The sequence below is a fragment of the Parapusillimonas granuli genome (assembly GCF_013416525.1).
GTDB lineage: Bacteria > Pseudomonadota > Gammaproteobacteria > Burkholderiales > Burkholderiaceae_B > Parapusillimonas > Parapusillimonas granuli.
The window spans coordinates 110,866-135,533 of record NZ_JACCEM010000005.1 but is presented as its reverse complement, the minus strand read 5'-3'; the positions used below and the strand labels follow the sequence as shown (position 1 = coordinate 135,533).

At 63.7% G+C, this 24,668-nt stretch carries 20 protein-coding genes; 4 read left to right on the top strand and 16 right to left on the bottom strand.

The window, feature by feature from the left end:
* Positions 1–78: 78 nt before the first annotated feature.
* Genes H0A72_RS10525 through H0A72_RS10510 form a run of 4 tightly spaced genes read left to right on the top strand, consistent with a single transcriptional unit; the run spans position 79 to position 4,025 of the window.
* Positions 79–1,146 carry an ABC transporter substrate-binding protein gene (locus tag H0A72_RS10525; protein WP_180155049.1) on the top strand — a complete coding sequence of 356 codons (1,068 nt, stop codon included), beginning with the start codon at positions 79–81 and terminating at the stop codon, positions 1,144–1,146.
* A 55-nt stretch (positions 1,147–1,201) separates the two neighbouring features.
* Positions 1,202–2,308 (top strand): ABC transporter ATP-binding protein, encoded by a 1,107-nt coding sequence (locus H0A72_RS10520; protein WP_180155048.1) that lies wholly within the window; start codon positions 1,202–1,204, stop codon positions 2,306–2,308.
* Complete coding sequence (locus tag H0A72_RS10515; protein ID WP_218953269.1) at positions 2,299–3,201, top strand: ABC transporter permease; 903 nt, start codon at positions 2,299–2,301, stop codon at positions 3,199–3,201. Before H0A72_RS10520 ends, H0A72_RS10515 begins: the two co-directional genes overlap by 10 nt.
* A complete protein-coding gene (locus tag H0A72_RS10510) occupies positions 3,192–4,025 on the top strand; it encodes an ABC transporter permease (RefSeq protein WP_180155047.1) in 834 nt (277 codons plus the stop codon). Before H0A72_RS10515 ends, H0A72_RS10510 begins: the two co-directional genes overlap by 10 nt.
* 6 nt (positions 4,026–4,031) lie before the next feature.
* Here H0A72_RS10510 and H0A72_RS10505 read toward each other — a convergent pair whose 3' ends face one another.
* The 16 genes from H0A72_RS10505 to H0A72_RS10430 all read right to left on the bottom strand — a co-directional run bounded on the left by H0A72_RS10505 (position 4,032) and on the right by H0A72_RS10430 (position 24,659).
* Positions 4,032–4,931, bottom strand: coding sequence for a MurR/RpiR family transcriptional regulator (locus H0A72_RS10505; protein ID WP_180155046.1), 900 nt, complete (start codon positions 4,929–4,931; stop codon positions 4,032–4,034).
* Positions 4,932–4,948: 17 nt separating this feature from the next.
* Positions 4,949–6,589 carry a class I adenylate-forming enzyme family protein gene (locus tag H0A72_RS10500; RefSeq protein WP_180155045.1) on the bottom strand — a complete coding sequence of 547 codons (1,641 nt, stop codon included), beginning with the start codon at positions 6,587–6,589 and terminating at the stop codon, positions 4,949–4,951.
* A gap of 38 nt (positions 6,590–6,627) precedes the next feature.
* The gene (locus H0A72_RS10495) at positions 6,628–7,038 is read right to left on the bottom strand and encodes a hotdog fold domain-containing protein (protein ID WP_180155044.1); all 411 of its coding nucleotides are present in this window, start codon (positions 7,036–7,038) and stop codon (positions 6,628–6,630) included.
* Between the two features lie 24 nt (positions 7,039–7,062).
* Complete coding sequence (locus H0A72_RS10490; protein ID WP_180155043.1) at positions 7,063–8,712, bottom strand: hydantoinase B/oxoprolinase family protein; 1,650 nt, start codon at positions 8,710–8,712, stop codon at positions 7,063–7,065.
* Positions 8,709–10,748 carry a hydantoinase/oxoprolinase family protein gene (locus tag H0A72_RS10485; RefSeq protein ID WP_180155042.1) on the bottom strand — a complete coding sequence of 680 codons (2,040 nt, stop codon included), beginning with the start codon at positions 10,746–10,748 and terminating at the stop codon, positions 8,709–8,711. Before H0A72_RS10485 ends, H0A72_RS10490 begins: the two co-directional genes overlap by 4 nt.
* Before the next feature lie 40 nt (positions 10,749–10,788).
* Positions 10,789–11,571 (bottom strand): ABC transporter ATP-binding protein, encoded by a 783-nt coding sequence (locus H0A72_RS10480; protein WP_180155041.1) that lies wholly within the window; start codon positions 11,569–11,571, stop codon positions 10,789–10,791.
* Positions 11,568–12,554 (bottom strand): branched-chain amino acid ABC transporter permease, encoded by a 987-nt coding sequence (locus H0A72_RS10475; RefSeq protein ID WP_180155040.1) that lies wholly within the window; start codon positions 12,552–12,554, stop codon positions 11,568–11,570. Before H0A72_RS10475 ends, H0A72_RS10480 begins: the two co-directional genes overlap by 4 nt.
* The gene (locus tag H0A72_RS10470; protein ID WP_180155039.1) at positions 12,551–13,420 is read right to left on the bottom strand and encodes an ABC transporter permease subunit; all 870 of its coding nucleotides are present in this window, start codon (positions 13,418–13,420) and stop codon (positions 12,551–12,553) included. The genes H0A72_RS10475 and H0A72_RS10470 overlap by 4 nt, the downstream gene beginning before the upstream one ends.
* Before the next feature lie 36 nt (positions 13,421–13,456).
* Complete coding sequence (locus H0A72_RS10465) at positions 13,457–14,593, bottom strand: ABC transporter substrate-binding protein (protein ID WP_180155038.1); 1,137 nt, start codon at positions 14,591–14,593, stop codon at positions 13,457–13,459.
* A gap of 56 nt (positions 14,594–14,649) precedes the next feature.
* Positions 14,650–15,315: an ABC transporter ATP-binding protein gene (locus tag H0A72_RS10460; RefSeq protein ID WP_180155524.1), complete on the bottom strand. Its 666-nt coding sequence runs from the start codon at positions 15,313–15,315 to the stop codon at positions 14,650–14,652.
* A 477-nt stretch (positions 15,316–15,792) separates the two neighbouring features.
* Positions 15,793–17,544 carry a thiamine pyrophosphate-requiring protein gene (locus H0A72_RS10455; protein ID WP_180155037.1) on the bottom strand — a complete coding sequence of 584 codons (1,752 nt, stop codon included), beginning with the start codon at positions 17,542–17,544 and terminating at the stop codon, positions 15,793–15,795.
* Between the two features lie 19 nt (positions 17,545–17,563).
* Positions 17,564–18,991, bottom strand: a complete 1,428-nt coding sequence (locus tag H0A72_RS10450) for an aldehyde dehydrogenase family protein (RefSeq protein ID WP_246436944.1) — start codon at positions 18,989–18,991, stop codon at positions 17,564–17,566.
* A 32-nt stretch (positions 18,992–19,023) separates the two neighbouring features.
* The gene (locus H0A72_RS10445) at positions 19,024–19,983 is read right to left on the bottom strand and encodes a Bug family tripartite tricarboxylate transporter substrate binding protein (protein WP_180155036.1); all 960 of its coding nucleotides are present in this window, start codon (positions 19,981–19,983) and stop codon (positions 19,024–19,026) included.
* A gap of 347 nt (positions 19,984–20,330) precedes the next feature.
* Positions 20,331–22,430: an acetate--CoA ligase family protein gene (locus tag H0A72_RS10440; RefSeq protein WP_180155035.1), complete on the bottom strand. Its 2,100-nt coding sequence runs from the start codon at positions 22,428–22,430 to the stop codon at positions 20,331–20,333.
* A gap of 38 nt (positions 22,431–22,468) precedes the next feature.
* Positions 22,469–23,467, bottom strand: coding sequence for an acrylyl-CoA reductase family protein (locus H0A72_RS10435; RefSeq protein ID WP_180155034.1), 999 nt, complete (start codon positions 23,465–23,467; stop codon positions 22,469–22,471).
* A gap of 10 nt (positions 23,468–23,477) precedes the next feature.
* The gene (locus H0A72_RS10430; RefSeq protein ID WP_180155033.1) at positions 23,478–24,659 is read right to left on the bottom strand and encodes an acyl-CoA dehydrogenase family protein; all 1,182 of its coding nucleotides are present in this window, start codon (positions 24,657–24,659) and stop codon (positions 23,478–23,480) included.
* Positions 24,660–24,668 lie beyond the last annotated feature (9 nt).

Genomic DNA, 24,668 nt, shown 5'->3' with positions numbered 1-24,668 from the left:
GCCGGCCGGGGCAACGCGCTTCGGCGGGCCTGAGAAAGAAGTATGTCGATAAGCGTAAACGCATCACAGGAGACAACCATGTCAAAGTTGCGCCGTATCAATACTCGTCTTGGCATTCTTGCATTTGCCGCCGCCGTCCTTGCCGCTCCGTCGGCCGCGCCGGCCCAGACCCAGCCCGAGAAGCCGCAGAAAATCGTCATGAACGATTCGGGCGGCGCCACCCAGGCCGCCAACCGGAAAACCTTTTACGATGCCTTCGAAAAAAAGTACGGCATCAAAGTGCAGACCACCAGCCCGGTCGACCTGGGCAAGCTGCGCGCCATGGTCCAGGCCGGCAACATTGAATGGACCGTCACCGAGATCGCGGGACCCGACGCCATTCTTGCGGAAAGATCCGGCTTGCTGGAACCGCTGGACCTGTCCGTGATCGATCTGTCGAAATTCCCCGAACACCTCAGGAACCGCAAGTACGTATTCCCGAAAAGCGCCTATTCCACCATCATCGGCTACCGCAGCGATGTATTCAAGGACGGGAAAGGCCCGCAAAACTGGAAGGATTTCTGGGACGTCAAGAAGTTCCCCGGCCCGCGCACCATGCAGAACAGCCCGATCGAGAACCTGGAATTCGCGCTGCTGGCCGACGGCGTCGAGCCCGACAAGCTGTATCCGCTGGACGTGGATCGCGCCTTCAAGAAAATGAATGAAATCAAGCCGCATATCGCCGCCTGGTGGACGACGGGCGCGCAGTCCGCGCAATTGCTCGTCGATCAGGAGGCCGTCATCGGCACCGCCTGGAACGGCCGCTACTACGCGCTGGTGAAAGAAGGCGCGCCCATCGCCATGGTATGGAACCAGGGCGCCATCAAGGAATCAGCTTTCGGCATACCGAAGGGCGCCAAGGACGCCTACTGGGGACAGCGCCTGCTGGCCATCGCGGCCGACGCCAAGCTGCAGGGAGCCTATGCGAACATCATCGGCTACCCCGGGCTGAACCTCGATGCCACGCAGTACACCGATCCCACGATCGTGCCCTACCTGCCGACCAGTCCGGAGAATCTGCCGAAGCAGTTCTGGGTGAATCTGGAATGGTGGTCCGACAACCGCGCCGCCATCCAGGAACGCTGGGCGCGCTGGCTGCTGGAATGACCCCCCCGGCCCGCCTTGAAGAAGATTCGCCCAGCCACTTGAAAGGAAACGGCCCATGACCGGCAGTCCTCCCCACACGCATGCCGATGCGGACCGCGCCGCCCATGGCGTGCACATCAAAGGCGTGACTCGCCGCTTCGGCCAGGTCGAGGCCCTGGCGGGCATAGACCTGAGCATCCGCGAGGGGGAATTGCTCACCATCCTGGGCCCCAGCGGCTCGGGCAAGACCACGCTCCTGAAGGTCATCGCGGGTTTCGAACAGCCCGACGAGGGCGTGGTCTGCCTGAACGAACTGGACATCACCTACATGCCGCCCGCCAAGCGCGACATCGGCATGGTGTTCCAGAACTACGCGCTGTTCCCGCACATGACCGTCGCGGAAAACATCGCGTTTCCCTTGCGGATGCGCAAAGTGCCGAAGGCGGAATGCGACAGCAAAGTGCGCGAGGCCCTGAAGCTGGTCGACCTGCCGGAATTCGGCGCGCGCCTGCCGAAACAGCTGTCCGGCGGGCAGCAGCAGCGGGTCGCGCTGGCGCGCGCGGTGGTCTTCGGGCCGCGCCTGTTGCTGCTGGACGAACCCTTCGGCGCGCTCGACCGCAAGCTGCGCGAGCAGATGCAGCTCGAAGTGCGCCGGCTGCAGCGCCGCCTGGGCCTGACGGCGCTGTTCGTCACGCACGACCAGGAAGAAGCGCTGGTGCTGTCGGACCGCATCGCGGTCATGAACGAAGGCCGGATCGCCCAGCTGGGCACGCCGCAGGAAATCTACCAGACGCCCGTCGACCGCTTCGTGGCCGGCTTCATCGGCGAATCCAACCTGCTTCATGCCCGCGCCGATGACGCCGGCCAAGCGGCCACGCTGGAAGACGGCACGCGCATCGCCCTGCCGCCCGGCGCCCACACCGGGCGCGACATCGGCATCTTGCTGCGCCCCGAACGCGCCCGCTACATGAAGGAAGGAGACCGCGCCGACACCAGGATCGACGCCACGATCACCGAGATCGTGTACCTGGGCGAGACCACGAAATACCGCCTGCGCACCCGCAGCGGCGTCGAACTGATCGTCCGCTGGCCCCTGGGCGCCGCCGGGCATGCGCTCGCCATGAACGAACCGGTCGCCATCGGCTGGGACCGCAACGACATCCACGTGATTCAATGGACATGACCCCCGCCACCCCGGCCGGGCGCAAGCCGGCCTCCAGTGCTCCGCCCCGGCGGCCGCGCCTGTCGCGGCTATGCCGGCGCGGAGCGGGCGCATCGATATGGGCCGCCGTGCCCGCCACGGCATTCATCGCCGTGCTGTTCCTGCTGCCCCTGGCCATTCTGTTCGTGCAGGGCTTTCAAGACGGAACGCTCGACGCCTACCGGAAGGCCCTGACCGACGGGCTATACGTCGGCGTGCTGGCCGACACCTTGCTGGTCGCCGCCTACGTCAGCCTGATCTGCCTGCTGATCGGCTACCCGGTCGCGTATTTCCTGGCCACCGCCGGCGGGTACTGGCCCACCATCGGCCTCATTTTCCTGCTCCTGCCCTTCTGGACCAGCGTCCTGGTGCGCACCTACGGATGGATGGTGATCCTGGGCCGCAACGGCATCGTCAACCGCCTGCTGCTGGACACGGGCGTCATCGCCAGCCCCATCATCATGATCAACAACCTGATGGGCGTGCTCATCGGCATGGTGCACGTCTTGCTGCCCTACATGGTTTTCCCCCTGTACGCCGTCATGCGGCGCGTGGACCCGAACCTGCTGGCGGCGGCGGAAGGCCTGGGCGCTTCCCGCTGGGAAACCTTCCGGCGGGTCTACTTCCCACTGACGCTGCCGGGCGTGCTGGCCGGCGCCACCCTGGTGTACGTGCTGTCGGTCGGGTTCTACATCACCCCCGCCTTGCTGGGCGGCGGCAAAGTCCCCATGACCGCCCTGCTCATCGAGAAACAAGTCAGCCAGTTCCTGGACTGGGGCTTCGCGTCCGCCTTGTCGGTCGTGCTGCTGGCCGCCACGCTGGTGGTGTACCTGATATTGCGCATCGTTCTTCGGGGGAACATGCAATGGAACTGAAGACCGCACGCGCCCGCGGGCGCAAGACCGCCTGGTCGCCCCTGCGCATCGCGCTGTGCGTGTGGGCCTGCCTGGCCTTTCTTTTCCTGATGGCGCCGCTGGCGATCGTCTTTCCCATTTCGTTCAGCTCGTCGGCCTATCTGCAGTTTCCGCCGCCCGGCTGGTCCCTGCGCTGGTACGAAGCCTACATCGATGACTTCACCTGGATGAGCTCCACCTTCCGCAGCCTCAAGATCGCCGCCTGCGCCACCGTGCTGTCGGTGGTGCTGGGCACGCTTTTGTCCTTCAGCCTGGTGCGGGGCCGGTATCCCGGAAAATCGTTAGTGAACCAGATCTCCATCCTGCCGCTGATCATTCCCACCATCATCTACTCCATCGCGGTCTATGGCCTGTTTTCGCAATGGCGGCTCATCGGGCATTGGCAAGCCATCGTCCTGGCCCATACGGTGCACGCCATTCCCTTCGTCGTCATCATCGTCAGCGCCGCGCTGCGCACTTACGACATCAGCTACGAACACGCCGCCATGAACCTCGGGGCGAGCCGCGCCATGGCGATCTGGCGCGTGACGCTGCCGCAGATCCGGCCGTCGCTCATTTCCGCCACCTTCCTGGCCTTCATTTCTTCGTTCGACGAACTGGTCATCGCCATGTTCCTGGGCGGCTCGAACATGACGCTGCCGAAGAAGATGTTCGACAACATCATGAACGAGATCGACCCGACCATCGCCGCGGTGTCCGTCATTCAAATCGCGCTGGTGACGATCATCCTGGTGCTGGTGTCCAAGTTCGGCGCGGGGGCCACGCCTGCGAAGTACAAGCAATGAGGAATGCTAGGGTTTTTTCCAATACAGCCCGAGCTCTTCCTTGCGCCTGAATTTCGCGCTCACCCTGCTCACCGCTTCTTTGCCGATCTCGGCCACCAGGTTCGACAGCAATCCCTCGAATACCGCGAACGTCGGCACGAGCGTCTGGTAGAAGTTGGTGCTCGTGGTGGGCACGATGATCTTGCGCTTCGCCTTGAGCGCCACCGGGGACACCGAGCTGTCCGTAAGGGCCACCACGGGAATGGAATGCTGTGCGCAATACTGCGCAATGCGCACGGAATCGGCCGCATACGGATCGAAGCTGATGATGAACACGAGATCGTCCTTGTTGAAGGAAACCAGATCCTCGCCGAAAGTGGAGAACCGCCCCTCGAAGAGATGGACGTCGTCCAGTATCAGGCTCAGCACGTATCGCAGGTAGAACGCCGCCGGGAATATGCCGCTGGTTCCGACCACGCCGATCTGCCGGGCGGCCAGCAGCAAAGCGGAAATCTGCCTGAGTTCTTCGGCCTGGATGGATTTATGCGTGTCGACCAGGTGATGAACCAGGTTGTCGGTCGTTCGGCTCCAGAAGTCTCCTTCTTCGTTCTTGGCGCCGCTGCCGATGATGTGCTTGGTGTGCACGCCATAGCGGGACGGCCCGGTGAGCGACAAGCCGATCCGGTAGACGTCCCTGAACTGCTGGTAGCCATGGAACCCAAGCAGGTCCACAAAGCGGATCACCGTCGAAGTGCTGACTTGCGCCAGCTCCGAGACTTGCCGGATGGGAAGCAGCGCGATCCGGGAGGGTTCCTTCAGGACGAAGCGGGCAAACTTCTGCATGCCGGGGCTCAGATTGGGATACTCGGCCTCGATGCGCTGCTGGATGTCGGTTACGGTAATGGGTCGCTTTGTTTTTGTCGCCATATTGGATCTTCAAATGATCACCGCCAGGCATCCGCCACGCGGTCGTAGCTGCCCGCGCGTGGATCTTGCTGGTCGGAAATCAACATGTGCTTTGCCACCTTTCCCGAGGCCGTCCGCGGCAGCACGTCGCGGAATTCAAAATACCTGGGAACCTTGAACGCCGCCAGATTGTTCTTGCAATAGTCGATCAGGGGGCCGAGCAGCACGTCGCGGCGCACGCCCCGCTGCGGCACGACGTAAGCCTTCACCTCTTCCCCGCGTATTTCGTCCTTCACGGCCACGACGGCGGCTTCGCATATTTCCGGATAAGCCAATAATACAGATTCCAGTTCGTGCACGGAAATGTTCTCGCCGGCACGCCGGATCATTTCCTTGATCCGGCCGACGATGTAGAAGTAGCCGCGCGCGTCCCGCCGAAACAGGTCGCCGGTGCGAAACCAGTCGCCGTGGAACGATGCGGCCGTCGCATCCGGCTTATTGTAATAGCCCTTCATGATGCCCGGACCGCGCACGAGCAGCTCGCCGATTTCGCCGTCCGGAACGGTATTGCCGTCCGCATCCGCGACTCTTGCCTCCCGGAAGGGCACGGGAATGCCGCAAGATCCCGAGCCCACCATGTCGGTGGCTTCCACGGGCATGAACAAGCCGGTGCCGATCTCGGTCATTCCGAAGGCCTCGCGGGCGCAGACGTCGAAGCGCTCTTCCAGCAGGACGTGGTTGTCCTTGCTGAGGCCATATACATTGACGCGCATCAGTTCATGGTCGCGGTCATGCTTCGACGGGGGCTGCTTGAGCACCACGTCCGGCATCAAGGCAAAATTTATCTTGTAGTCGTGCACCCATGACATGAACCGGCTGGCGCTTTGCCGCTTGGCGACGCATAGACAGGCGCCGCGATACATCGACATCAGCAGCTGCCATTGGGGGTCCATATAAAAAAACGGAGTCGACGCCAGGATGCGCCGATAGGGCAGCCCGTCCCGAAACGCGTTTTGCTTGCCCGAAATCAGCCAATACCCATGCGTCAGCATGCAGCCTTTGGGAAATCCCGTCGTGCCCGAGGTGTATTGGATATTCATCAGATCGTCCGGGCCGACTTCCCAGGCCGGCAGGAAGGCGCCGGACTGTCCGTCCAGCAAGCCTTGCCACGACGCATACGCGCCGCCTGGCGCGCCCACCACAAACACCTTGTCGGCGCCCCGCATGGCCCGGTGTTCTTGTCCGATCTCCTCCCAGGCGGCAAGGCAGTCAGCATGAATGACGAGCCACTGCGCTTCGGAGTCGTCTATGACGTATTTGAGCTCCCGGCCCGTGTATGAGATGTTTATCGGCACCATGACCGCCCCGAGCCGCGCGAGCGCAAGCCATGTGATGGGAAACTCAGGGACATTGGGGAGCATCACACCGACATGCGCGCCTTTCTTGACTCCTTCGGCGGCCAATCCGTTCGCCAGCTTGTTGACCTGCGCCAGCAGGGCTTCATAAGCCAATGGCGGAGAATCGGACTCGAAGAAATGAAGCGCGGCCCGCCCCGCGTGCGTGCGTGCCGCGTCCTCCAGGAGCTCCCCGATGTTGCTTGGTAACGGTTCACTTTCTATCTTCTTCTTGCGCTCAATATACGAGGGACGATCGAGCGACAGTATCTGTGCGCGTGACATGGTTGCAGAAGTTTCCTTGGTGAGAGTGCCCGAATGCGTCAGCCGTTATGCTCGCGCCGCTGAAGTTCCTTCGGCACCACTACCGTGCCCACCGCCCGCGCGATCAAAACCGGCGGATCCAGCACCTCGCCATGAGAAGGCGCCTGCCCGACGCCGTGGGTTCTCGCGACGGCATAGGCTTCGTATTTGCGCTTTCTCGACGTCTTGCCCACGGACAATTGCGTGGCCGTCACCCTCAGATAATCGCCCTCATAGGCCGGCGCCACGAATTCGACCTCATCGAAGGACTTCATGAACCCCGCGTCGCCATCGAACATCATCGACAACTTGCCGCCCGCCATTCCGAATAGCTCCATGATGGTTCCCAGCGATACGACTTGGTTGGCATAGTGGCTGTCGACCCGCAGCTCGATGGTCGACTGAAGCGGGCTTGATTCATTCTGTGTCATGGGATGATTCTCCTGATGGTCCGCTCACGCCACGCTTGGCTTTTCGAGCTCGTTGATGATGTCTTGGTCGATCAGCGACGGGTCCCGCAGTTGCGGAGCGCCGTAGCCGCCCCCACCGGGCGTGCGCAGCACCACCCCGTCGCCGGGCTGAAGATAAAGCCGGTCGATCTTGGTCAAAAAGGGCGCCTTGAACGATTTGCTGCCCACATGGAAGCTATGGTCCGCGGAACACCCCGGCTCGCCTCCGAATAAACCGTGCGGCCGGGTCGTCCCGCGGTCCCCGACCAAAGTCAGATAGGCTTCGCCGTCACGCAGCCTGAATGCGACTTCCACGCCGTATCCGCCTCTGTGCTTTCCCGCCCCCGCGGACCGCCCACGAATTCCGTACTGGGTGAAAAGCAGCGGCGTGGCGTGTTCGAGCACTTCTATCGACGTATTGCGGGCCGTCGACACCAAGGTGGAGCCGTTCGTCAGGCCGTCGCAGGTTTCAGAGCCGCCGTAGCCGCCGCCAAAGAAGAACATGTTCACGTATTCGCCCCGGGTGGGGCTCGTGCCCCCGATGCCGATGTTGGTGCCGGTGCAGAACGTGCCCGCCGGGATGCTTTGCGGGGCGATCGGCGCCAAGGCGCCCAGCACCGCGCCGATCAGCCTTTGCGCCGTTTCGGTCGTGGTGGCCGACACCGGCTTGGGCGGCCGCGGGTTGTACATATTGCCTTCGGGAATGATGAAATGGAAAGGCACGAAGCACCCCGAATTCACCGGGATGTCGGGGAATATGTGCTTCATGCCGATGAGAAGCGCGCTGATGGTGCTGCTCAACGGACAATTGAAGGGGCCTCGGCATTCCCGGGAGCTTCTGGATACATCGAAGGTCATCTCGGACCCGTGGATGGTGATTTCCAGGGATATCTTCAAAGGTTCGTCGACCACGCCATCGTTGTCGAAGGAGTCCTCGAACGAGTATTTCCCGTCAGGCAGCTGCTCGATGCAATTGCGCATCAGCTGCTCGGAGCGCAGCTTGAGCTCGTCGACGCACTTGAAGACCGTGTCCTCGGGATAATGGTTGAACAGCCGGTCCAGCCCGGCGCAACCGACGTCGAGCGAATTGATCTGCGCGGCAAGATCGCCGCGCCGGTCGTTGGCCGCGCGCATGTTCAGCAGCATGACGTTCAGCAGGTCCTCGTTCATCGCGCCGCCGCTCATCAGCCTTACCGGAGGCATCCTGAAGCCTTCCTGATAGACGTCCGTCGAAGCCGGCGTGAAGCCGCCGGGCGTCATCCCGCCCACGTCGGGCCAATGCCCGGTATTGCCCACCAGCATGGTCAGCTTGCCATTGCGGAAATAGGGCTTGACCAGCTTCACGTCCATCGTGTGGGTGCCGCCCGAGTAGGGATCGTTGACGATGAAAACGTCGCCGGGCCGCATGGTATGCGGCGGAAACGCCGCGAGAACATTCTGCACCGTATGCTGCATGACGACGATGAAGATCGGCAGCCCGTTGGGCCCCTGCGCGATGACCTCTCCGGTTTCGGGGTGGAACACGCCGCTGGCCAGATCCCACGCATCGGCGATGATGGAGGATATCGCCGACGCGCCCAGCACGGTGTCCATGTCGTCCGCGATCTGTTCCAGGTTGCCGCGCATCACGGCAAGGGTAATGGGATCGACGCTCATCCTGCAGTCCTCTCGACGAATATGCTTGCGCATGCTTGAACCACGCCTCGATAGCCGGGTTCAATGAACGATGTTGAATCCTGCTGCAACAGCAGGGCGGGTCCTGTGATCTCGAAGCCGCAAGGCAGGGCGTGGCGCTCGTAGACCGCCGTCTGCCGGGGCTTGCCGTCGAAGTACACCGAACACGTGTCCGGCTCGGGAGGAGCCCCGGTCGGCAACTGATGAAAGGCGCTCATGTCGCTGACGGCGGGGTCGCCCATCAGGGATGTCCGCAGGTTCACCAGCAGCACGTCGTAGCCTCCCAGCAATTGCGAGTACTGGCGCCGGTACGCCTCTTCGAAAGCGCTCTGCAGGTAGGTTTGCGTGAGCTCCGCATCGGGGTCGAATTCCACGTATATGCTGTGGGTTTGCCCCAAATAGCACATATCGGCCCCCAGCACCGGCGTTATCCTGTCTTTCGCCACACCTTCATGCACCAGCAGTTCCGTGCCTTTGGCGATATGCCCGGCATACACGGCATCCAGCGACCGGACGTCCAGGCTCGGAATGGCTTGATTGAACGCCTGTATGAAGTCGTGCCGCAGCGAGCCGAGCAGGCAGCCCATCGCCGACGTAATGCCCGGGTAGGGCGGAATGACCATTCTTTCGCAACCGGTCTCGCGCATGATGCGATTGGCGTGCAGCGGACCCGCGCCGCCAAAGGCCAGGATGCTGAAGTCGCGCGGGTCCAGGCCCCGTTCGAACAGCTTCTTCCGCACATACGCGCCCATTTGCGCGCCCGTTACCTTCAGGATGGCTTCGGCCGCGTCCTCCACGGACAAGCCGAGCGGGCCGGCGATGGCGCGCTCGATCGCCTGCCTGGCCAGGTCCAGGTGGAATCCAATACCGGTGTTCTTTCCGATGGCGAGGCTTTTGCCGAGCATGCCCAGCACCAGCTTGGCATCCGTCACCGTCGGCAGGGTGCCGCCTTTGCCGAAGCACGCCGGGCCGGGATCGGCGCCAGCGCTTTGCGGGCCGACCTGCAATATGCCCGTGGAGTCGATGCGCGCGATGCTGCCGCCGCCCGACCCGATGGCATGCACGTCTATCATCGGCACGCATAGCGGTATGCCGAAATCCAGGTGCTGCTGATGCGTGCCCGCCGGAACCAGGTCGTTGATGACGCATATGTCCAGGCTGGTGCCGCCCATGTCGCACGAGACGACATTCTTCAGGCCCGCCGCCTTGGCAATGGAAACCGCCGCGGTCACGCCGGCCGCCGGGCCGGACAATATGGTGTTGGCCGCGAATTGCGGCACCATCTGCGCCGACACCAGGCCGCCGTTCGACTGCACGACGAGCAGGTCCTCACGGTAGCCGTCCGCGCCCAGCTTGCCGGTCAGGGAAGAAAGATAGCGTTCGAGCAAAGGCCGCACGTAGCCCGCGATGACGGTGGTGCTCGTGCGTTCGAATTCGCGCATCACCGGCAGCACATCGCTGCTGATGACGATGTAGTCATTGGGCCAGACCTGCTTGGCGAGCTCGCGGGCACGCCGTTCATGCGCGGCATTGACATAGGAATGCATGAAGCTGATGACCAGCACCTCGCATCCCAGATCGCGCAGCTTGCCTGCCTGTTCCACGACTCCTTGCTCATCCAGCTCGACGATGGTCTCGCCGTCGGCGCCGATGCGCTCGTCGACCTCCGCGCGATAACGCCTTTCGATCAGCGGCGTGAATTCGCCGATCAGCCCATACGTTTTCGGCCTGTCGCGGCGCCGCAATTCCAGCACGTCACGGAATCCGCGCGTGGTCAGCAAGCCGCATTTCGCCCCTTTGCGCTCGATCGTCGCATTGGTGGCCACGGTGGTGCCGTGGGTGATCAGGCTGATGTCCTTGGCCGCAAGGCCAAGCGCCTCGATTCCGCTCATCAGGCCAAAAGCCTGGTTGTGGGCGGTCGTGGGGACCTTGGCGGTCCGCAGATCGCCCGTCTCCGTATTCACGTACACGAGGTCCGTGTTGGTCCCTCCGATGTCAACTCCTACGATGTGCGCCAAGTTGTCTCTCCAATCATGTTAAAAGTCGCGAGCTGCATCGCTATTCCTCCCAGTTGCCGATATAGGCCTCGATGACGGATGGATCGGAGGCGACGTCCTCGGGCAGCCCTTCGGCCAGGATTTCCCCGAAGTTCAGCACCGTGACCTTGTGGCTCATCTCCATGACGAAGCGCATATCGTGCTCCACCAGCAGGATCGCCATGCCGTCCGCGGCAAACTGGCGGATCAGGCCGGCGATGTACTGGGTTTCCGTGGGATTCAAGCCGGCGGCGACTTCGTCCAGCAACAGAAGCTTCGGATTCGTGCCCAATGCGCGGGCCACTTCCAGCACCCGGCGGTGGCCGTACGACAGGTTCGCGGCCTTCTCGTCCATCAGTTCATGCAGGCCCACACGCTGCAACAGCTCCACGGCGTGGTCCAGTATGGCTCGCTCTTCCAGGCGCTTGCCGCCAAGCGAGAACATCGACCGCAACGGCCCCAAGCGGCCTCGCAGATGGCAGCCGCACATTACGGTCTCTATCACCGTCATTTCGTCAAACAGCTGCGGGGTCTGGAATGTGCGGGCAATGCCCGCCGCGGCAAGCCTGTGGACCGGCCATCCCGTGATATCGGCCCCTTGGAAAAGAATCCGCCCGGCCGAGACCGGCAAGATTCCGTTGATCAAATTGAATGTTGTGGTCTTGCCCGCGCCATTGGGCCCGATGAGCGCGTGTATCGTGGCGGCGCGTACCTGCATCGATACCTCGCGCACAGCGTGCAGGCCGCCGAAGGACTTGCCCACATTGATGAGTTCCAGCAAGGCTGGAGTGTTGTCCGCCGTCATTGCCGCCGTCCCTCCGCACGCTTGTTCAGCGCCAGCGTCGCCACACCCGCCAAGCCTTTCGGCATCAAGGTCAGCGATACGATGAGAATCATTCCGAAGATCAACATCTTGTATTCCGCGAATGTCCTCAGGTATTCGGGCACCACGACCAGCAGCGCGGCGCCCATGACGGCTCCGGCCAGGCTTCCCAAGCCCCCCACGGAAATCATGATCAACAGCAGCAGCGACTCGATCCAGGTGAAGTTGTCGGGGTTCACGAAACCGTTGAGCTGCGGAATGAACAAGCCGCCCAGCCCCGCAAAGCCGCACCCGATGACGATGACGCCGACCTTGTAGCCGGAAACGTTGACGCCCAATGACGCGGCGGCGGCCTCGTTCTGCCCTATGGCGGCGAAGGCTCTTCCCGCCCGCCCCTGCACCATGCGCACAGCCAGCGCATAGGCCACGGCGAACACGGCCAGCAGAACCATGAACAGCTGTCGGCGGGTTTCGACCGCCATGCCGAACAGTTCTATTTGAGGAATGCCCGTCAAGCCCGTGTGGCCTCCCGTCAATGAGGACCAATTGGCCAGCGCCTGGTACACGATGACGCCAAATCCGAACGTTGCGATCTTGAAATAGATGCCCGACAAGCGGATGAGCTGCGCCATCAGCAAGCCGAACAGCACCGTCAGCGCGATGCCGGCCGCCGCCGCGGGCAGGAAATGGAAACCCAGCCTGATCTGCAAAAGCACCGTGGCATAGGCGCCGATTCCCATGAAGGCCGCATGGCCGAGCGAGAGCTGGCCCGCCACGCCCACCATGACCTGCAGGCCGATCGCCGCGATGGAATAACAGATGATCACGCAGCCCAGGTACAGGCCGAAATCGCCCGCCAAAGGGGGGATGACGGCCATGGCCAGCATCACTGCGGCATAGGCGAGCCAGTTGCGGCGATCCCGCAGCTGATGCGACAGCCTGTGCGTTTTAATGGTCGATGTCATGGCGCCAGCACTCCCTTTCCAAGAAGGCCCTTGGGACGAATCAAAAGCAGGATGATCATGGTTGCGAAAGCGATGCTGTCTTGAAATTCCGTGCCCAGGAAGGAGCCGCCGATCGCCTCGGCGACGCCAATCACCAGGCCGCCTATCACCGCCCCCTGCACGTTCCCGAAGCCCCCCACCGCGGCGGCGGCGAAAGCCTTGATGCCGATCAGGCCCATATCGAACGACACGAAGTACAGCGGCGCGTAGAACACGCCCGCTACCGTTCCCAGCATGGCGGCGACGATGAACGCGATGGACGATGCGCGCGTCACCGATATGCCCATCAGGCCGGCGGCATTGGGGTCATCTGCCACGGCCCTGAGCGTCAGGCCCGTCCAGGTCTTGGTGAAGAAATAGTGCAGCAGCATCAATATGACCGCCATGCCGCCGGCAATGTAGAAATAGACCACCGGCAAGGTCTCGTCTCCGAACTCCACTATTTCGAAACGCAGCGGCAGGTCGTATACGACCGGGTTCGCGCCCCAGATCAGCCGCGCTCCGTTGCTGAGCACCATGCCGATGCCCAGGGTCAGCAGCACCAGGTAGATCTGGTTCGCGTTCCGCTTGACGGCCGGGCGCAGTATCAGTCTTTCCAGCAGATAGCCGATGACGGCGCCCGTCGCGATCGCGCCCAGCACCAGCAACGGATAAGGCGCCCCGGGCACGAGAAGGAGCAGCGTGTAGCCGGCGAACGCGCCAAGCATCATGATGTCGCCCTGTGCGAAGTTCACCAGAGCCATCGCACGGAAGATCATGCTGAAGCCGATGGCGACCAGTGCATACACACAGCCGACCGCAAGCCCGCTAATAAGAGCAGTAATCACGTCGTATCCACACCGTTGTAAGAGTAAGGACCCGTCTTACTGCACGAGGCGGTCGAGTTCCAGACCGTTTTTCCCGAGCCGCACGAACGGAAGGGGCCGCTCCACGTCGCCGTTCGGCTTGATGGAAATCGTTCCGGCGCCGCCCTGGAAGCCGGACACCTTCAGCAACGCGTCTTTCAATTGCTCGGATGTCGCTTTCTTTACGTCCGGCAACGTGCCCAGCGTGTGCGCCAGAAGCAGCATGGCGTCATATCCCATTGCCTCGTACTGGCTGGGAGCGCGCTTGTAGGCGGCCTTCCATTGTTCGACGAATTGCTTGCCGCGTTCGGTGTCGACCGAGCCCGCGAAGTAGTAGAGCGCGCCGTAGGTGCCGATGGAAGCCGGCCCGGCGATCTGCGAGAACTGCGGAAGGCCGGGCGCCGTGTTGGCGTATATCGACACCTTCATTTTCATCTCGCCCATTTGCTTCACGATGAGCGCGGCATCCGTGTAGAACCCCATGATGGCCACGAAGTCCGGCTTGGCCTGGGCAACGGTGCGCAGAATGGGGCGGAAATCCTTCGCCGCCGGTTCGTATGTGGCGCGCCCGGCTTCGACTCCACCGAGCTCTTTCAGGCCCGCTGCAAAACCGTCGGCGTTCGAAATGCCGTAGTTGTCGTTGCGCGCCAGAATGAACACGCGCTTGGCGCCGTGATCCTGCATCATCCACCGGGCCGCTTTCGCCCCGAAATCATCCGCGCTCTGCGCGATCCGGAAGAACCACTGATTGCCTTGCCGCGTCAGCGAGTTGTCTTGCGCCAGCGGCGATAGCTGCACCACCCCGGCCTTGCGCGTGACTTCGATGATCGCCTGTGTTTCGGCGCTCGTCATGCCCCCGATGATCGCCGTGACCCCGTCGCTGGAAACCATGCGTTCGGCCGCTTGAGCGGCCAAGCCTGGATTGCCGGTGCTGTCGGCCGAGATCAGCCGGATCTCTCCGGCCGCCTTGTCCCGCATTTCTTTCAACTGCGCCAGGGCGAACTCCGCGCCCGCCTTCGCCTCGGTTCCATACACGGCCGCCGCGCCCGACATGGGCCCGATGAGCCCGATCCTTATCTCGGCGCCGGCCGACGACACGAACGCCGCTGCGCATAGCGCCAGCCACTTCACCGCTTGTTTTGTGATGATGCTCATGCTTGTCTCCTGAATATCGTTATCGACTATTGGATGGCGCATCCATCGCGGCGGGCTCAGCCCCCCAGATATGCGCTTCTTACACGCGGATCAACCCGCAATACTTGCGACTCGCCACTGATGGCGATCCGCCCCCGCTCCAGAACGTATGCCCTGTCGGAAATGCGCAGCGCCGCCTCGGCGTTCTGTTCCACCAGGAGCACGGAGACTCCGGCCGCTTTCAATTCCTTGATGACCTTGAACACGACTTGCGCGAACAGCGGCGACAAGCCCATGGACGGCTCGTCCAGCAGCAGCACCTTCGGCTTGGACAGCAGGGCCCTTCCAATGGCCAGCATTTGCTGCTCTCCCCCCGACAGCGATCCGGCGGTTTGCTTGAAACGCTCGCGCAGCCTGGGGAAGCGCTGAACCACCTCTTCGATTTCCTGTTCCATGCGCGCGGCCTTCCGGCGCCAATACAGGCCGAGCTTGAGGTTCTCGATGACGGTCAGGCTCGGAAATATTCCCCGCCCCTCCGGAACCACGGCGATGCCCAGCGACGCGACGTCCTTGACGGCCGTTCCGGTGATGTCGCGCGCATCCAGCCAGACCTTGCCGCTGGTTTGCGGCAGCTGCCTGCATACGGTCTTTATCAACGTGGTCTTTCCGGCGCCGTTCGGGCCGATGATGGCGACCACCTCGGCGCCCCCGACCTCCAGGGACACGCCGTGCAGGACATTCATTGAACCGTAGCCGGACGAAACGTCGGTCAGGCGGAGCCTTGCCTGGCTGTGTGTGGCTGTATTCACGCGTTCACCAGAAAGTTATGTGTCTCGAATAATTCTTGATTGGGCGAATAGTAGTGAATAAAACGAATTACGTCAAACATAGATTTTATGACATTTATTGTTTTATTCATGAGCCAAGAAAAAGGCCGGACCGCCCAGGATCCGGCCATGACGATTCGTCCATGTTTCAGCACATAGCCTCGGCCGGCGATGCTCAATGCGCGGTGCACGTCCTGCTCGACCAGGAAGATGGCGATGCCTCGGGCGTTGATTTCGGGCAGCTTCTGGAAAACCGTCTCGACCTTCGCCAGCTACGTGCGCGAAGCCCGCCCGCAGGGCTGCCGCCAGGCGCTGCTGCGCTACCCCGGCCGCCCGATCTCGCTAATCGCGTCCAGCTGGGGGTTCAGGCCCCATGCGGGGCCTGATCATCGCTCAGCTCGTGCGGGCGTAATTGATCTCGGTAATCACATTCAGGACGACCTGCCGCTTTTCCTCGCGCACCGCGTGCACCGCCCGCGCCAGCGCCGCGGGCAGTTCCGCGGGGTCCTCCACCCTCAAGCCCAGCCCTCCGCTCGCTTCGACGATGCGCTCGTAATCCGGCGCGGGTTCGAGCGTCGCGAATATCGGTTCGGGCATGCGGGCCGCGGCGCCGTCGGGATACATGGACAAGGTCGCACGATGGACCGCCCCCCAGCGCCGGTTGTTGTAGATCACCGTAATGAACGGCAGGCCTCGCGCAGCGCTGACGAAATGGGTCGGGGTCGGGTTTCCGAACATGTACGAACCATCGCCGACCGCAGCGAACACCACCGAATCGGGCTTGGCCATGCGCACGCCCAGGGCGGTGCCGAGCGCCCAGCCCAAGCCGCCGGCGGGGCTATGGGAGAAGTAGCGGCCCGGCCCGTCTATCCGCAGCTCTTCCAGGCTGAACGTGTATTCGTTGATGAGCACGCTGTCGTCGTCCATCGCATCGGCGATGCAGCGCGATATGTAGCGATTGCTCATCGAATCGCCCAGCGCCGCCGCCTCGTCGGCGGCGCCGCGCTGCCTCGCATGAGCCTGCGCCAGCCACGCTGAAGCGCGGCGGCCCTCCGTGCCCGCCCACAAAGCCTTCAAGATGGATGCCGTGTCGCCCTGCAGCGACAGCTCGGACCGGAATCCGCGTATTGGATAGCGCAGGAACAGGGGGTCCATGCCCAGGTGGATGACTTTCGCCTGCGGCGCCGGCCCGCCGCTCCCGGGCAGCCACGGCACGTCGGCATCGGCCACGAGGATGAGATCCGCCTGGGGCAGCAGGCGCACGGGGTCGAAACCGGCATTTGCCGGCGAGCCGGCGGGCAGGCTGAGATAACGCGGCCGATACTGGACGACGGGAATGCCCCGGTCCTGGGCCAGCGCCGTCATGGCATGGAATCCTTCGCTCGTGCGGCCCGCGTCCGCCGTAATGATGAGCGGCCGCTCGGCATCATTCAGCCATTCGATCGCGGTGGCCATGTCGGCGGCGTTGGGCATGCCGGCGCGCACAGGCGCCTGCATGCCGATGCCGCCGTCGTCCCGCGTACCGGATTGCGCCGACAGCACTTCGCGGGGAAGCACCAGGTAAACCGGCCCCTGCGGAGCCGAGCACGCGACCGCCACCGCCCGGTCGACCACATCCTCCACCTGCGCGGGATCACGCAGCTCGTATTCCCATTTGACCAGTTCGCGCACCATCCCACTCTGGTCGAACATCTCTTGCGCCCAATTGATGTAGTTGTTGCGCGCTCCGAGCTTGCCATACTCGAGGACCGGTGAACGGCCCGCCGTCAACAGCAGGGGAATGTGCTGCCTGGCCGCGTTGAACAAGCCGCACAATGCATTCGCGGTGCCAAGGCTGACATGCACCATGATCAACTGCGGGCGGCCCGTGATCATCGCATAGCCGTAGGCCATGGACATGGCGACGTTCTCGTGCGGAATCAGAACGGGCTCGACACCATGGCCGCCTTTGGCCAGCGCCTCGATCAAGGGCGGAAAGTCAGTGCCGGCGTTGCCGAAGATGTATTCGACTCCATGTGCGTGCAATCGCTTCAGGTAGCGCTGGGCGACTGTGAGCTCCTGCTCATCCGGGACGACCGCGGTTTGCGGCTCTCGTGATCGCGCCTGGCCGGCATGGTTTCTGCTTGCATTGGGGATGCTGGACATCGTGACATTCCTTCCATGTTTATTTGGCAGCCGGAGCCGAAGGATCCGGAGGTGATTGGACGACGCTGAGCTGCATGTAATCGCGCAAACCCAGCAAAGCGTTCTCATGGCCCATGCCCGATGCCTTCGCTCCCCCGAAAGGAAGATGCGGATCGCTGCCGCCATGCTGGTTGACCCATGCCGTGCCGACCTCGAGCCGCGCCGCGAGGGCTCGCCCTTGCTCGATGTCCACAGTCCAGATAGAGCCGCTCAGGCCAAAGGCCGTATCGTTCGCCTGGTCCAGCGCGTCATCCACCGACACATAGCGGATCAGCGGCACGACGGGACCGAAAGGCTCTTCTTCGACCAGCCGGCTTCCCTTGCCGAGACCGCTCACGATGGTGGGCGGGATGAAGTATCCCGGCAGGGGCAGCGGCTCGCCGCCGGACAGGAACTCGCCGCCCTGACGGCGCGCATCGTCGATGAGAGCATTGACGATGTCGAACTGCGCCCGATTCTGGACGGGGCCCAGCTGCACGCCCGGCTCCATGCCGCTGCCCACCTTCGTGGCGCGCGCGATCGCGGCAAGCGCGTTTCCCATGGGCGCGTAGATGTCTTCATGCACGTAGATGCGTTTGATCGCCTTGCATATCTGGCCGCTGTTGTTGAACGCCCCCCAGAAAATGTCCTGCGCGGCTTTCGGGATGTCGACGTCGGGCAGCACGATCGCGGCGTCATTGCCCCCCAGTTCCAGCGTCACTCTTTTCAGGCTGGACGAGGCGCTTCTCAGCACTTTCTTGCCGGTCGGCCCGGAACCGGTGAACGAAATCTTGTCTATGCCTGGGTGCTCGCTCATCCATGCGCCCAAGTCGTTGCCTCCGGCCAGGACATTGAGCACTCCCGGCGGCAGGATGCCGCGCGCGAGCTCGCCGAGCTTCAGCGTGGTCAGGGGAGTGTACGGCGACGGCTTGAGCACGACCGTGTTGCCCGTGTAGATGGCGTGGGCGATCTTCCATACCGCGAGCACCACCGGAAAGTTCCAGGGCGTTATCGCCCCCACGACGCCGAGCGGGCGGTAGTGCAGCTCCACCTTGTCGCGACCACCACTGCGCAGCAGTTCACCGCCGATGTCGATGGTGCTCAGAACGTCGATATGGTCGGCGGACCGCAGGAACTCGCTTGTTGCGGCGGCCAGCGGCTTGCCTTGCTCTTGTGTGAGCAAGGGCGCGAGCCGGGTCGCCGAAGCACGCAGGGCAGCGGCGAAGGCCCGCACGTACTCGCCGCGCTCCGCCGCCGGTGTCCGGCGCCACTGGCCGAATGCCCGCCTTGCCGCGGCCACCGCCTGGTCAAGCTGCTCGCGCGTCGCATCGGGACAGCGCGCGAAGCCACGCGCCGTCGCCGGATCGATGACTTCGAAGTCTCCCTCGCTCGAAACGGCCAAGCCGTTGATGGTGTGCGTGAACTCCATGGTGAACGCTCGCATCTGGTCGTTGAACCGGCTTACTTCCGTGCGGACGACTTGATGGCGCCGCCCCACTTCTTGTCCTGCGCAGCCAGGTAGTTCTTGAAGTATTCGACGGTCGAGCCCACGACGCTCAGGCCGGCATTCGCATAGGCCTCCTTCACCTGCGGATCCGCCAGCGCCTCGACCATCTTCGCGTTCAAGACGTTGACAATGGGCTCAGGCGTGCCCGCCGGCGCAAGGAAGCCGAACCACGAGGTGATTTCGTAGTCCTTGACGCCCTGTTCGGCGATCGTCGGCAGGTCCGGCCATTCCGCATTGCGCTCCATTGCCGCCAGGCCTATGGGAATGAGACGGCCGCTTTTGATGTAGGAGCCCGCCACCGACAGCTCGATGGACGCCAGTTCGACATGCGCCCCGAGCAGGTCCGTCAGCATATTGCTGGTGCCCTTGTAGCTGATATGAGTGATTTCTATGCCGGTGCCCCGCTTGAAGAGCTCCCCCGCCAGATAGTGGAGCGATCCCTGGCCGACGTCCCCATACAGTATGGGGGTTTTCCGCTTTTCATAGAGCTTGACCAGATCGGCCACATTCTTGACGCCAAGCTCGGGCGACACCATCAATACATGGGACACATTCGCCGCCAGCGTAATGGGCATCAAGTCGACATTCGGATTGAAAGGCAGAGGCGGATCCAGGTGGGGCCGGATGCTCAGGGAAGTCGATCCGACAAGCAGGGTGTAGCCGTCCGGCTTGGCGTTGACGACCGACTGCGTGCCGATCACGGCCGCAACCCCCGGCCGATTCTCGACCACGACCGGCACTTTGAGCAGCTCGCCCAGCCGCTGCGAAATGGACCTGCCCGTGATGTCGACACTGCCGCCAGGGCTGAAGGGCACCACGAGCTTTACGGGGTGACTCGGAAAACTTTCAATGGGCTGGGAAGCCAAGCCGGAGGTCGCAATAGCCATGCCGCCCATCAATACCAACAGTCTCATCAATCGCGCTGCGAGCATCTTCTTTCCCCTGTCAAATTTGAATCGGAGGAGCTGGACAGCCTGCAATCCGCCAAGGAACGGCCGTCTATGGTCTATGAGGGGCGCCGGATTTTATGGATGTGATGTGATCGACGACGGCGACAGCACAACAAGGACGCCCACATCGAGTATTAACGTTGAATGCCGAACGGCCATCAAATTAAATTTTTGATTGAAAGCATAAAGAAACTTTATGTCTTTCATGGGAAGGGGTGCTCTACTTTACCCCATGACTTCAAGCCTTGGCCTTATAAAAAAACGCAAATTCCAAAGGGAGCATTTCCCAAGCAGGGTCCGCTCCCTTCTGCTCAAGCCTTGCGAACGACCACCGCGTCCAATGCCATCGCGCCCAGCCCCGCGGGGCGCGCGACGATGGGGTTGACGTCTATGGACGAGATCGTATCGCGGGCGGCGTAGGCGAGCCGCGACAGCGCGGCCAAGGCTTGAGCCAGCGCGTCGATGTCGGCCGCCGGCTTCCCCCTGGCGCCTTGCAGGATTTCGCTGGCGCGCGTGGAAAGAATCATGGCTTTCGCCTCTTCGGCGTCGAACGGCGCCAGGCGGAAGGTGACGTCCTTGAGGATCTCCACGAAGACGCCGCCCAGGCCGAACATCACGACGGGACCGAACACCGGGTCGCCGTGCACGCCCATGATGCACTCCACGCCGTCCGAAATCATGGGCGCGACGAGCACGCCGTCCACCTTGGCGGCAGGCGCGTGTTTTTTCGCCGCGTCCCGCAAGGCCTGGTAGGCTTGCGCCACCGCGTCGTCTCCCTGCACGTTCAGCCGCACGCCGCCGATATCGCTTTTATGCGGGATGTCGGCCGAGACGATTTTCATGGCTGCGGGCGCACCCAGCGCCTTCGCATGGGCACATGCCTGGGCGGCGGACGTGGCCACGATGCTGGGCACGACGGGAATGCCGGCCCGCGCCAGTATCTGCAAGGATGCGCTTTCACTGAATGTGCCCGCGCCGGGCTCCACGGCGAAGGAATCGGCCTGGGAGCCGTCCGGCCGCGCCGGCAGCGCGACGTGCCGGCCCAGCGTCGCGCCCAGGGTGCGCACGGCGTCGCTGGGGTCGGAGAACACCATGCAGCCCAGCTCTTCCAGCTTGCGCCGCCTTTCGGCGGGCAGCAGCGCGCAAATGGCCAAGGGGGTTTCGGGATGCCGGGCCTGCAGGGACCGGGCGAGCTGCTCGATGTGCGGCCATAGGGATTCGGACGAGCCCGCCGCCGCCAGGAAGACGGCAAGCGCGCCATAGGCCCCGGTTTCCAGCATGTCCAGGCAGGTGTCCTGGAAGACGGCGGGGTCCGTGATGGCTTGACCGGTGACGTCCACGGGGTTGGCCGGGCCCGCGAACGGGATGCGCGCCAGCAGGCGCCGGCGCAAGTCCTCCGGAAGCGGCGGCAAGGCCAGCTCCTGGTCGTCGGCCTCGTCGGCCATCAAGGCGCCGACGCCGCCGGAAATGGTGACGATGCCCAGGCTGCGCCGGGCACGCCCGCCCTTCCAGATGCTGAGCGCCTGCCCCAGGGTGAAGAATTCGTCCATGCTGTGCGCCCGGTAAGCGCCATATTGCCGAAACAGCGCGTCGTAAACCGCATCATTGCCCGCCAGGGCGGCGGTGTGCGATGCCGCGGCCTGCGCCCCCGCGGCGGTACGGCCTATCTTGGTGACGACCACCGGCTTGCCCGCTTCGTGCGCGGCGCGCAAGGCCAGCTTCAGGGCCTCGCCGTCCTGGCAGCCTTCCATGTAGGCCATGATGACTTCGGTATTCGGGTCCTGCACCAGCCATTGCATGCAATCGGCGACGTCCACGTCGCTTTCATTGCCGGTGCTGACCCAGAACGACAGGCCGATCCCGCGTTCGCGCGCCATGCTGTAGGCGTAAGCGCCGAAAGCCCCGCTCTGCGTGACCATGCCGATCTTGCCGGCGGGCACGATGCCGGTCAGCGGCGCCGGCGAAAACGTGGCGTAGACGTTTTGCGGGATGTTCATGAAACCCAGGCAGTTGGGCCCCAGCAGGCGTATGCCGCGCTGCCCGGCCAAGGCCTGAAGCGCCTTCTGCTCCGCGCGTCCGGCCTCGTCCACCTCGGCGAATCCAGAGGTGAAGATGACCGCGTTGCCCAGCTGCCCCGGCCGGGCGGCTTCCAGCGCGCCCCGCGCAAACCTGGCCGGCACGGCGATGATGGCCAGGTCCACGTCGCCGTCGATGTCTCCTATGGTTGGAAAGCAGGGCAGCCCCTGCACCTCATGCTCTTTCGGGTTCACGGGATGGATGCGGCCGGCATAGCCCTGCTTGCGCAACAGCGCGATGGGCGTCGCGCCCGATTTCCCCCGCGTGTTGGACGCGCCGACGACGGCGATGCTGCGAGGGGCGAAAAGGGAATTCAGCGTGGCGGTGGAAGTCATGGTTCGGCGAATTGCAATGAAAAATGGGGGAAACGTAATCACAGGCTCATGTCGATGACGATGCGCCCATGGCTGCGCCGCGCCAGCATGGACGCCACCGCGTCCGGCAGGCCGTCCAGCGCAATCGTGCGCCGGATCGCCTGCAGCCGGGCGGGACGATACACCGTGGCGAGCTTGGCCCAGACTTCCCGGCGCACGTCCATCGGGCTGTTGGCGTTGATGCCCAGCAGCTTCACCCCGCGCAGTATGAAAGGAAATACCGTGGTGGAAAGCTCGTTGCCGCCGGCGTTGCCGAAGGCGGCGACGACGCCTTCGCTTTGCGTGGCGCCGAGCATCCAGGCCAGCATCGGGCCGCCCACCGCATCGACGCAGCCGGCCCAGCGCGCGTGCGCCAGGGGCGCGGCCGCGCCGAAATCCGGCGGGGCGATGACGTCTTTGGCGCCCAAGGACGCGAGATAGTCCCGGCAGTCGTCCGCCTTGCCGGACACGGCCGTGACCTCGTAGCCGCGCCGGCTCAGGATGTCGATGGCAATGCCGCCCGCCCCGCCCGTGGCGCCGCTGACGGCGACGGGCCCTTTGGCAGGCTCCAGCCCATTGTGTTCCATGCAGTGAAGCGCCAGCCCGGCCGTATAGCCCGCGGTCCCCAAGGTGGCGGCGTCGATCAGGCTGATGCCGGCGGGCAGCGGCATGACCCATTCGCCGCGCACGCGCGCATACTGCGCATACCCGCCGTCGTGGTCCACGCCCAGGCCGTAGCCGTGCACGACGACCTCGTCGCCGGGCGCCAGGCCGGGCGCGGCCGAGGACACGACGCGCCCGCTCAGGTCTATGCCGCCGATGCGCGGATAGCGCCGTATGATTTTCCCCTGGCCGGTGGCGGCCAGGGCGTCTTTATAGTTCACCCCCGCAAAGGCGACTTTTATGACGGTGTCTCCGGCGGACAGGTCTTCCAGCGACAGTGTTTCTTTGCGCAGCGCGGGCGCCTGCCCGCCGCCTTCCGGCGCGTGCAGCCGGAAACCCGTGAATGTGGACGTCATGTTCGTTCTCTCAAGGAAGCAGCTGATGAGCCAGGATACGCCTGCCCAGGGTGGCGCGGTGCAGTTCGTTCGCGCCATCGTAGATCCGGAAGGGCCGTGCTTCGCGCCATATCATGGAAACCGGCGTGTCGTCCGAGACGCCAAGCGCTCCCATAAGCTGCACGGCGCGATCCACGACCCGGTTGACGGCTTCCGACACGAAAACCTTGGCCATCGACGATTCATGCTTCACCGGTAGTCCGGCGTCCATGCGCCGCGCGCAATGCCGCGTCATCAGGCGCGCCGCGTGCAGGTCGATGTGCGAATCGGCGATCATGGCCTGCACCTGCTGAAGTTCGGCCAGGCGGCTGCCGAAAGACTCGCGCTCTTGCACATAAGCCTGGGCCAGTTCCAGCGCCCGGGACGCGCGGCCGATGAAGCGCATGCAGTGCGACAGGCGTGCCGGCTCCAGGCGCAGCTGCGCATATTGCAGGCCCTTGCCCACCTTGCCCAGCACCGCGGCGCCGGGCAGCTTGCAGCGGTCAAAATGCATCTCGGCGTGCCCGCCGATCTGGTAGCCCGTTATCGTGGGAATGTCGCGCGCCACGCGATAGCCGGGCGTGCCCGCTTCCACGATGAACAGCGTCACGCCTTCGTCCGTATCCGCCTCGACCAGCGCGAAATCGGCCTTGACCCCGCCGCTGATGAATTTCTTGTGGCCGTCCAGCACCCATCCATCCGCGCAGCGCTCCGCGCGGGTGCGCAGCATGCCCGGATCGGAGCCCGCGCCGGGCGCGGGTTCCGTCATGGCGAAGCAAGCGCGCTTTTCGCCGCGCGCCAGGGGCGCGAGATAGCGCCGCAGCTGGCCCGCGTTGCCGAGCTCGAGCAGCGTCAGCATATTGGGCTGGTCGGGCGGCGCGCAGTTCAGCGCCAACGGCCCCAGCAGCCCCCGCCCCGCTTCTTCGAAGATCTCGCAGCACGCTTCCCAGCCCAGCCCCAGGCCGCCCCACTCCGTGGGCAGCTGCGGCGCGTATATGCCCGCCTCCCGCGCCTGGACGCGCAAGCGGCCGACGGCCTCGTCCAGCGCGTCGACATCCTGCGCGATCCCGGGGCGCTCCATGGGAATGGCGACGCCGTCGATGAAGGCGCGAACGCGCTGGCGCAAGGCGGCCACGTCCCGGGCGGCTGGATCATTCAGTTTTTCAGTGCTCATCATGCTCTT

What these genes read in the sequence shown, in the direction of transcription:
- H0A72_RS10525 (WP_180155049.1), top strand. Translation starts at nt 79, where the DNA reads ATGTCAAAGTTGCGCCGTATCAATACTCGTCTTGGCATTCTTGCATTT.
- H0A72_RS10520 (WP_180155048.1), top strand. Translation starts at nt 1,202, where the DNA reads ATGACCGGCAGTCCTCCCCACACGCATGCCGATGCGGACCGCGCCGCC.
- H0A72_RS10515 (WP_218953269.1), top strand. Translation starts at nt 2,299, where the DNA reads ATGGACATGACCCCCGCCACCCCGGCCGGGCGCAAGCCGGCCTCCAGT.
- H0A72_RS10510 (WP_180155047.1), top strand. Translation starts at nt 3,192, where the DNA reads ATGGAACTGAAGACCGCACGCGCCCGCGGGCGCAAGACCGCCTGGTCG.
- H0A72_RS10505 (WP_180155046.1), bottom strand. Translation starts at nt 4,931, where the DNA reads ATGGCGACAAAAACAAAGCGACCCATTACCGTAACCGACATCCAGCAG.
- H0A72_RS10500 (WP_180155045.1), bottom strand. Translation starts at nt 6,589, where the DNA reads ATGTCACGCGCACAGATACTGTCGCTCGATCGTCCCTCGTATATTGAG.
- H0A72_RS10495 (WP_180155044.1), bottom strand. Translation starts at nt 7,038, where the DNA reads ATGACACAGAATGAATCAAGCCCGCTTCAGTCGACCATCGAGCTGCGG.
- H0A72_RS10490 (WP_180155043.1), bottom strand. Translation starts at nt 8,712, where the DNA reads ATGAGCGTCGATCCCATTACCCTTGCCGTGATGCGCGGCAACCTGGAA.
- H0A72_RS10480 (WP_180155041.1), bottom strand. Translation starts at nt 11,571, where the DNA reads ATGACGGCGGACAACACTCCAGCCTTGCTGGAACTCATCAATGTGGGC.
- H0A72_RS10475 (WP_180155040.1), bottom strand. Translation starts at nt 12,554, where the DNA reads ATGACATCGACCATTAAAACGCACAGGCTGTCGCATCAGCTGCGGGAT.
- H0A72_RS10465 (WP_180155038.1), bottom strand. Translation starts at nt 14,593, where the DNA reads ATGAGCATCATCACAAAACAAGCGGTGAAGTGGCTGGCGCTATGCGCA.
- H0A72_RS10460 (WP_180155524.1), bottom strand. Translation starts at nt 15,315, where the DNA reads ATGAATGTCCTGCACGGCGTGTCCCTGGAGGTCGGGGGCGCCGAGGTG.
- H0A72_RS10455 (WP_180155037.1), bottom strand. Translation starts at nt 17,544, where the DNA reads ATGTCCAGCATCCCCAATGCAAGCAGAAACCATGCCGGCCAGGCGCGA.
- H0A72_RS10450 (WP_246436944.1), bottom strand. Translation starts at nt 18,991, where the DNA reads ATGGAGTTCACGCACACCATCAACGGCTTGGCCGTTTCGAGCGAGGGA.
- H0A72_RS10445 (WP_180155036.1), bottom strand. Translation starts at nt 19,983, where the DNA reads ATGAGACTGTTGGTATTGATGGGCGGCATGGCTATTGCGACCTCCGGC.
- H0A72_RS10440 (WP_180155035.1), bottom strand. Translation starts at nt 22,430, where the DNA reads ATGACTTCCACCGCCACGCTGAATTCCCTTTTCGCCCCTCGCAGCATC.
- H0A72_RS10435 (WP_180155034.1), bottom strand. Translation starts at nt 23,467, where the DNA reads ATGACGTCCACATTCACGGGTTTCCGGCTGCACGCGCCGGAAGGCGGC.
- H0A72_RS10430 (WP_180155033.1), bottom strand. Translation starts at nt 24,659, where the DNA reads ATGAGCACTGAAAAACTGAATGATCCAGCCGCCCGGGACGTGGCCGCC.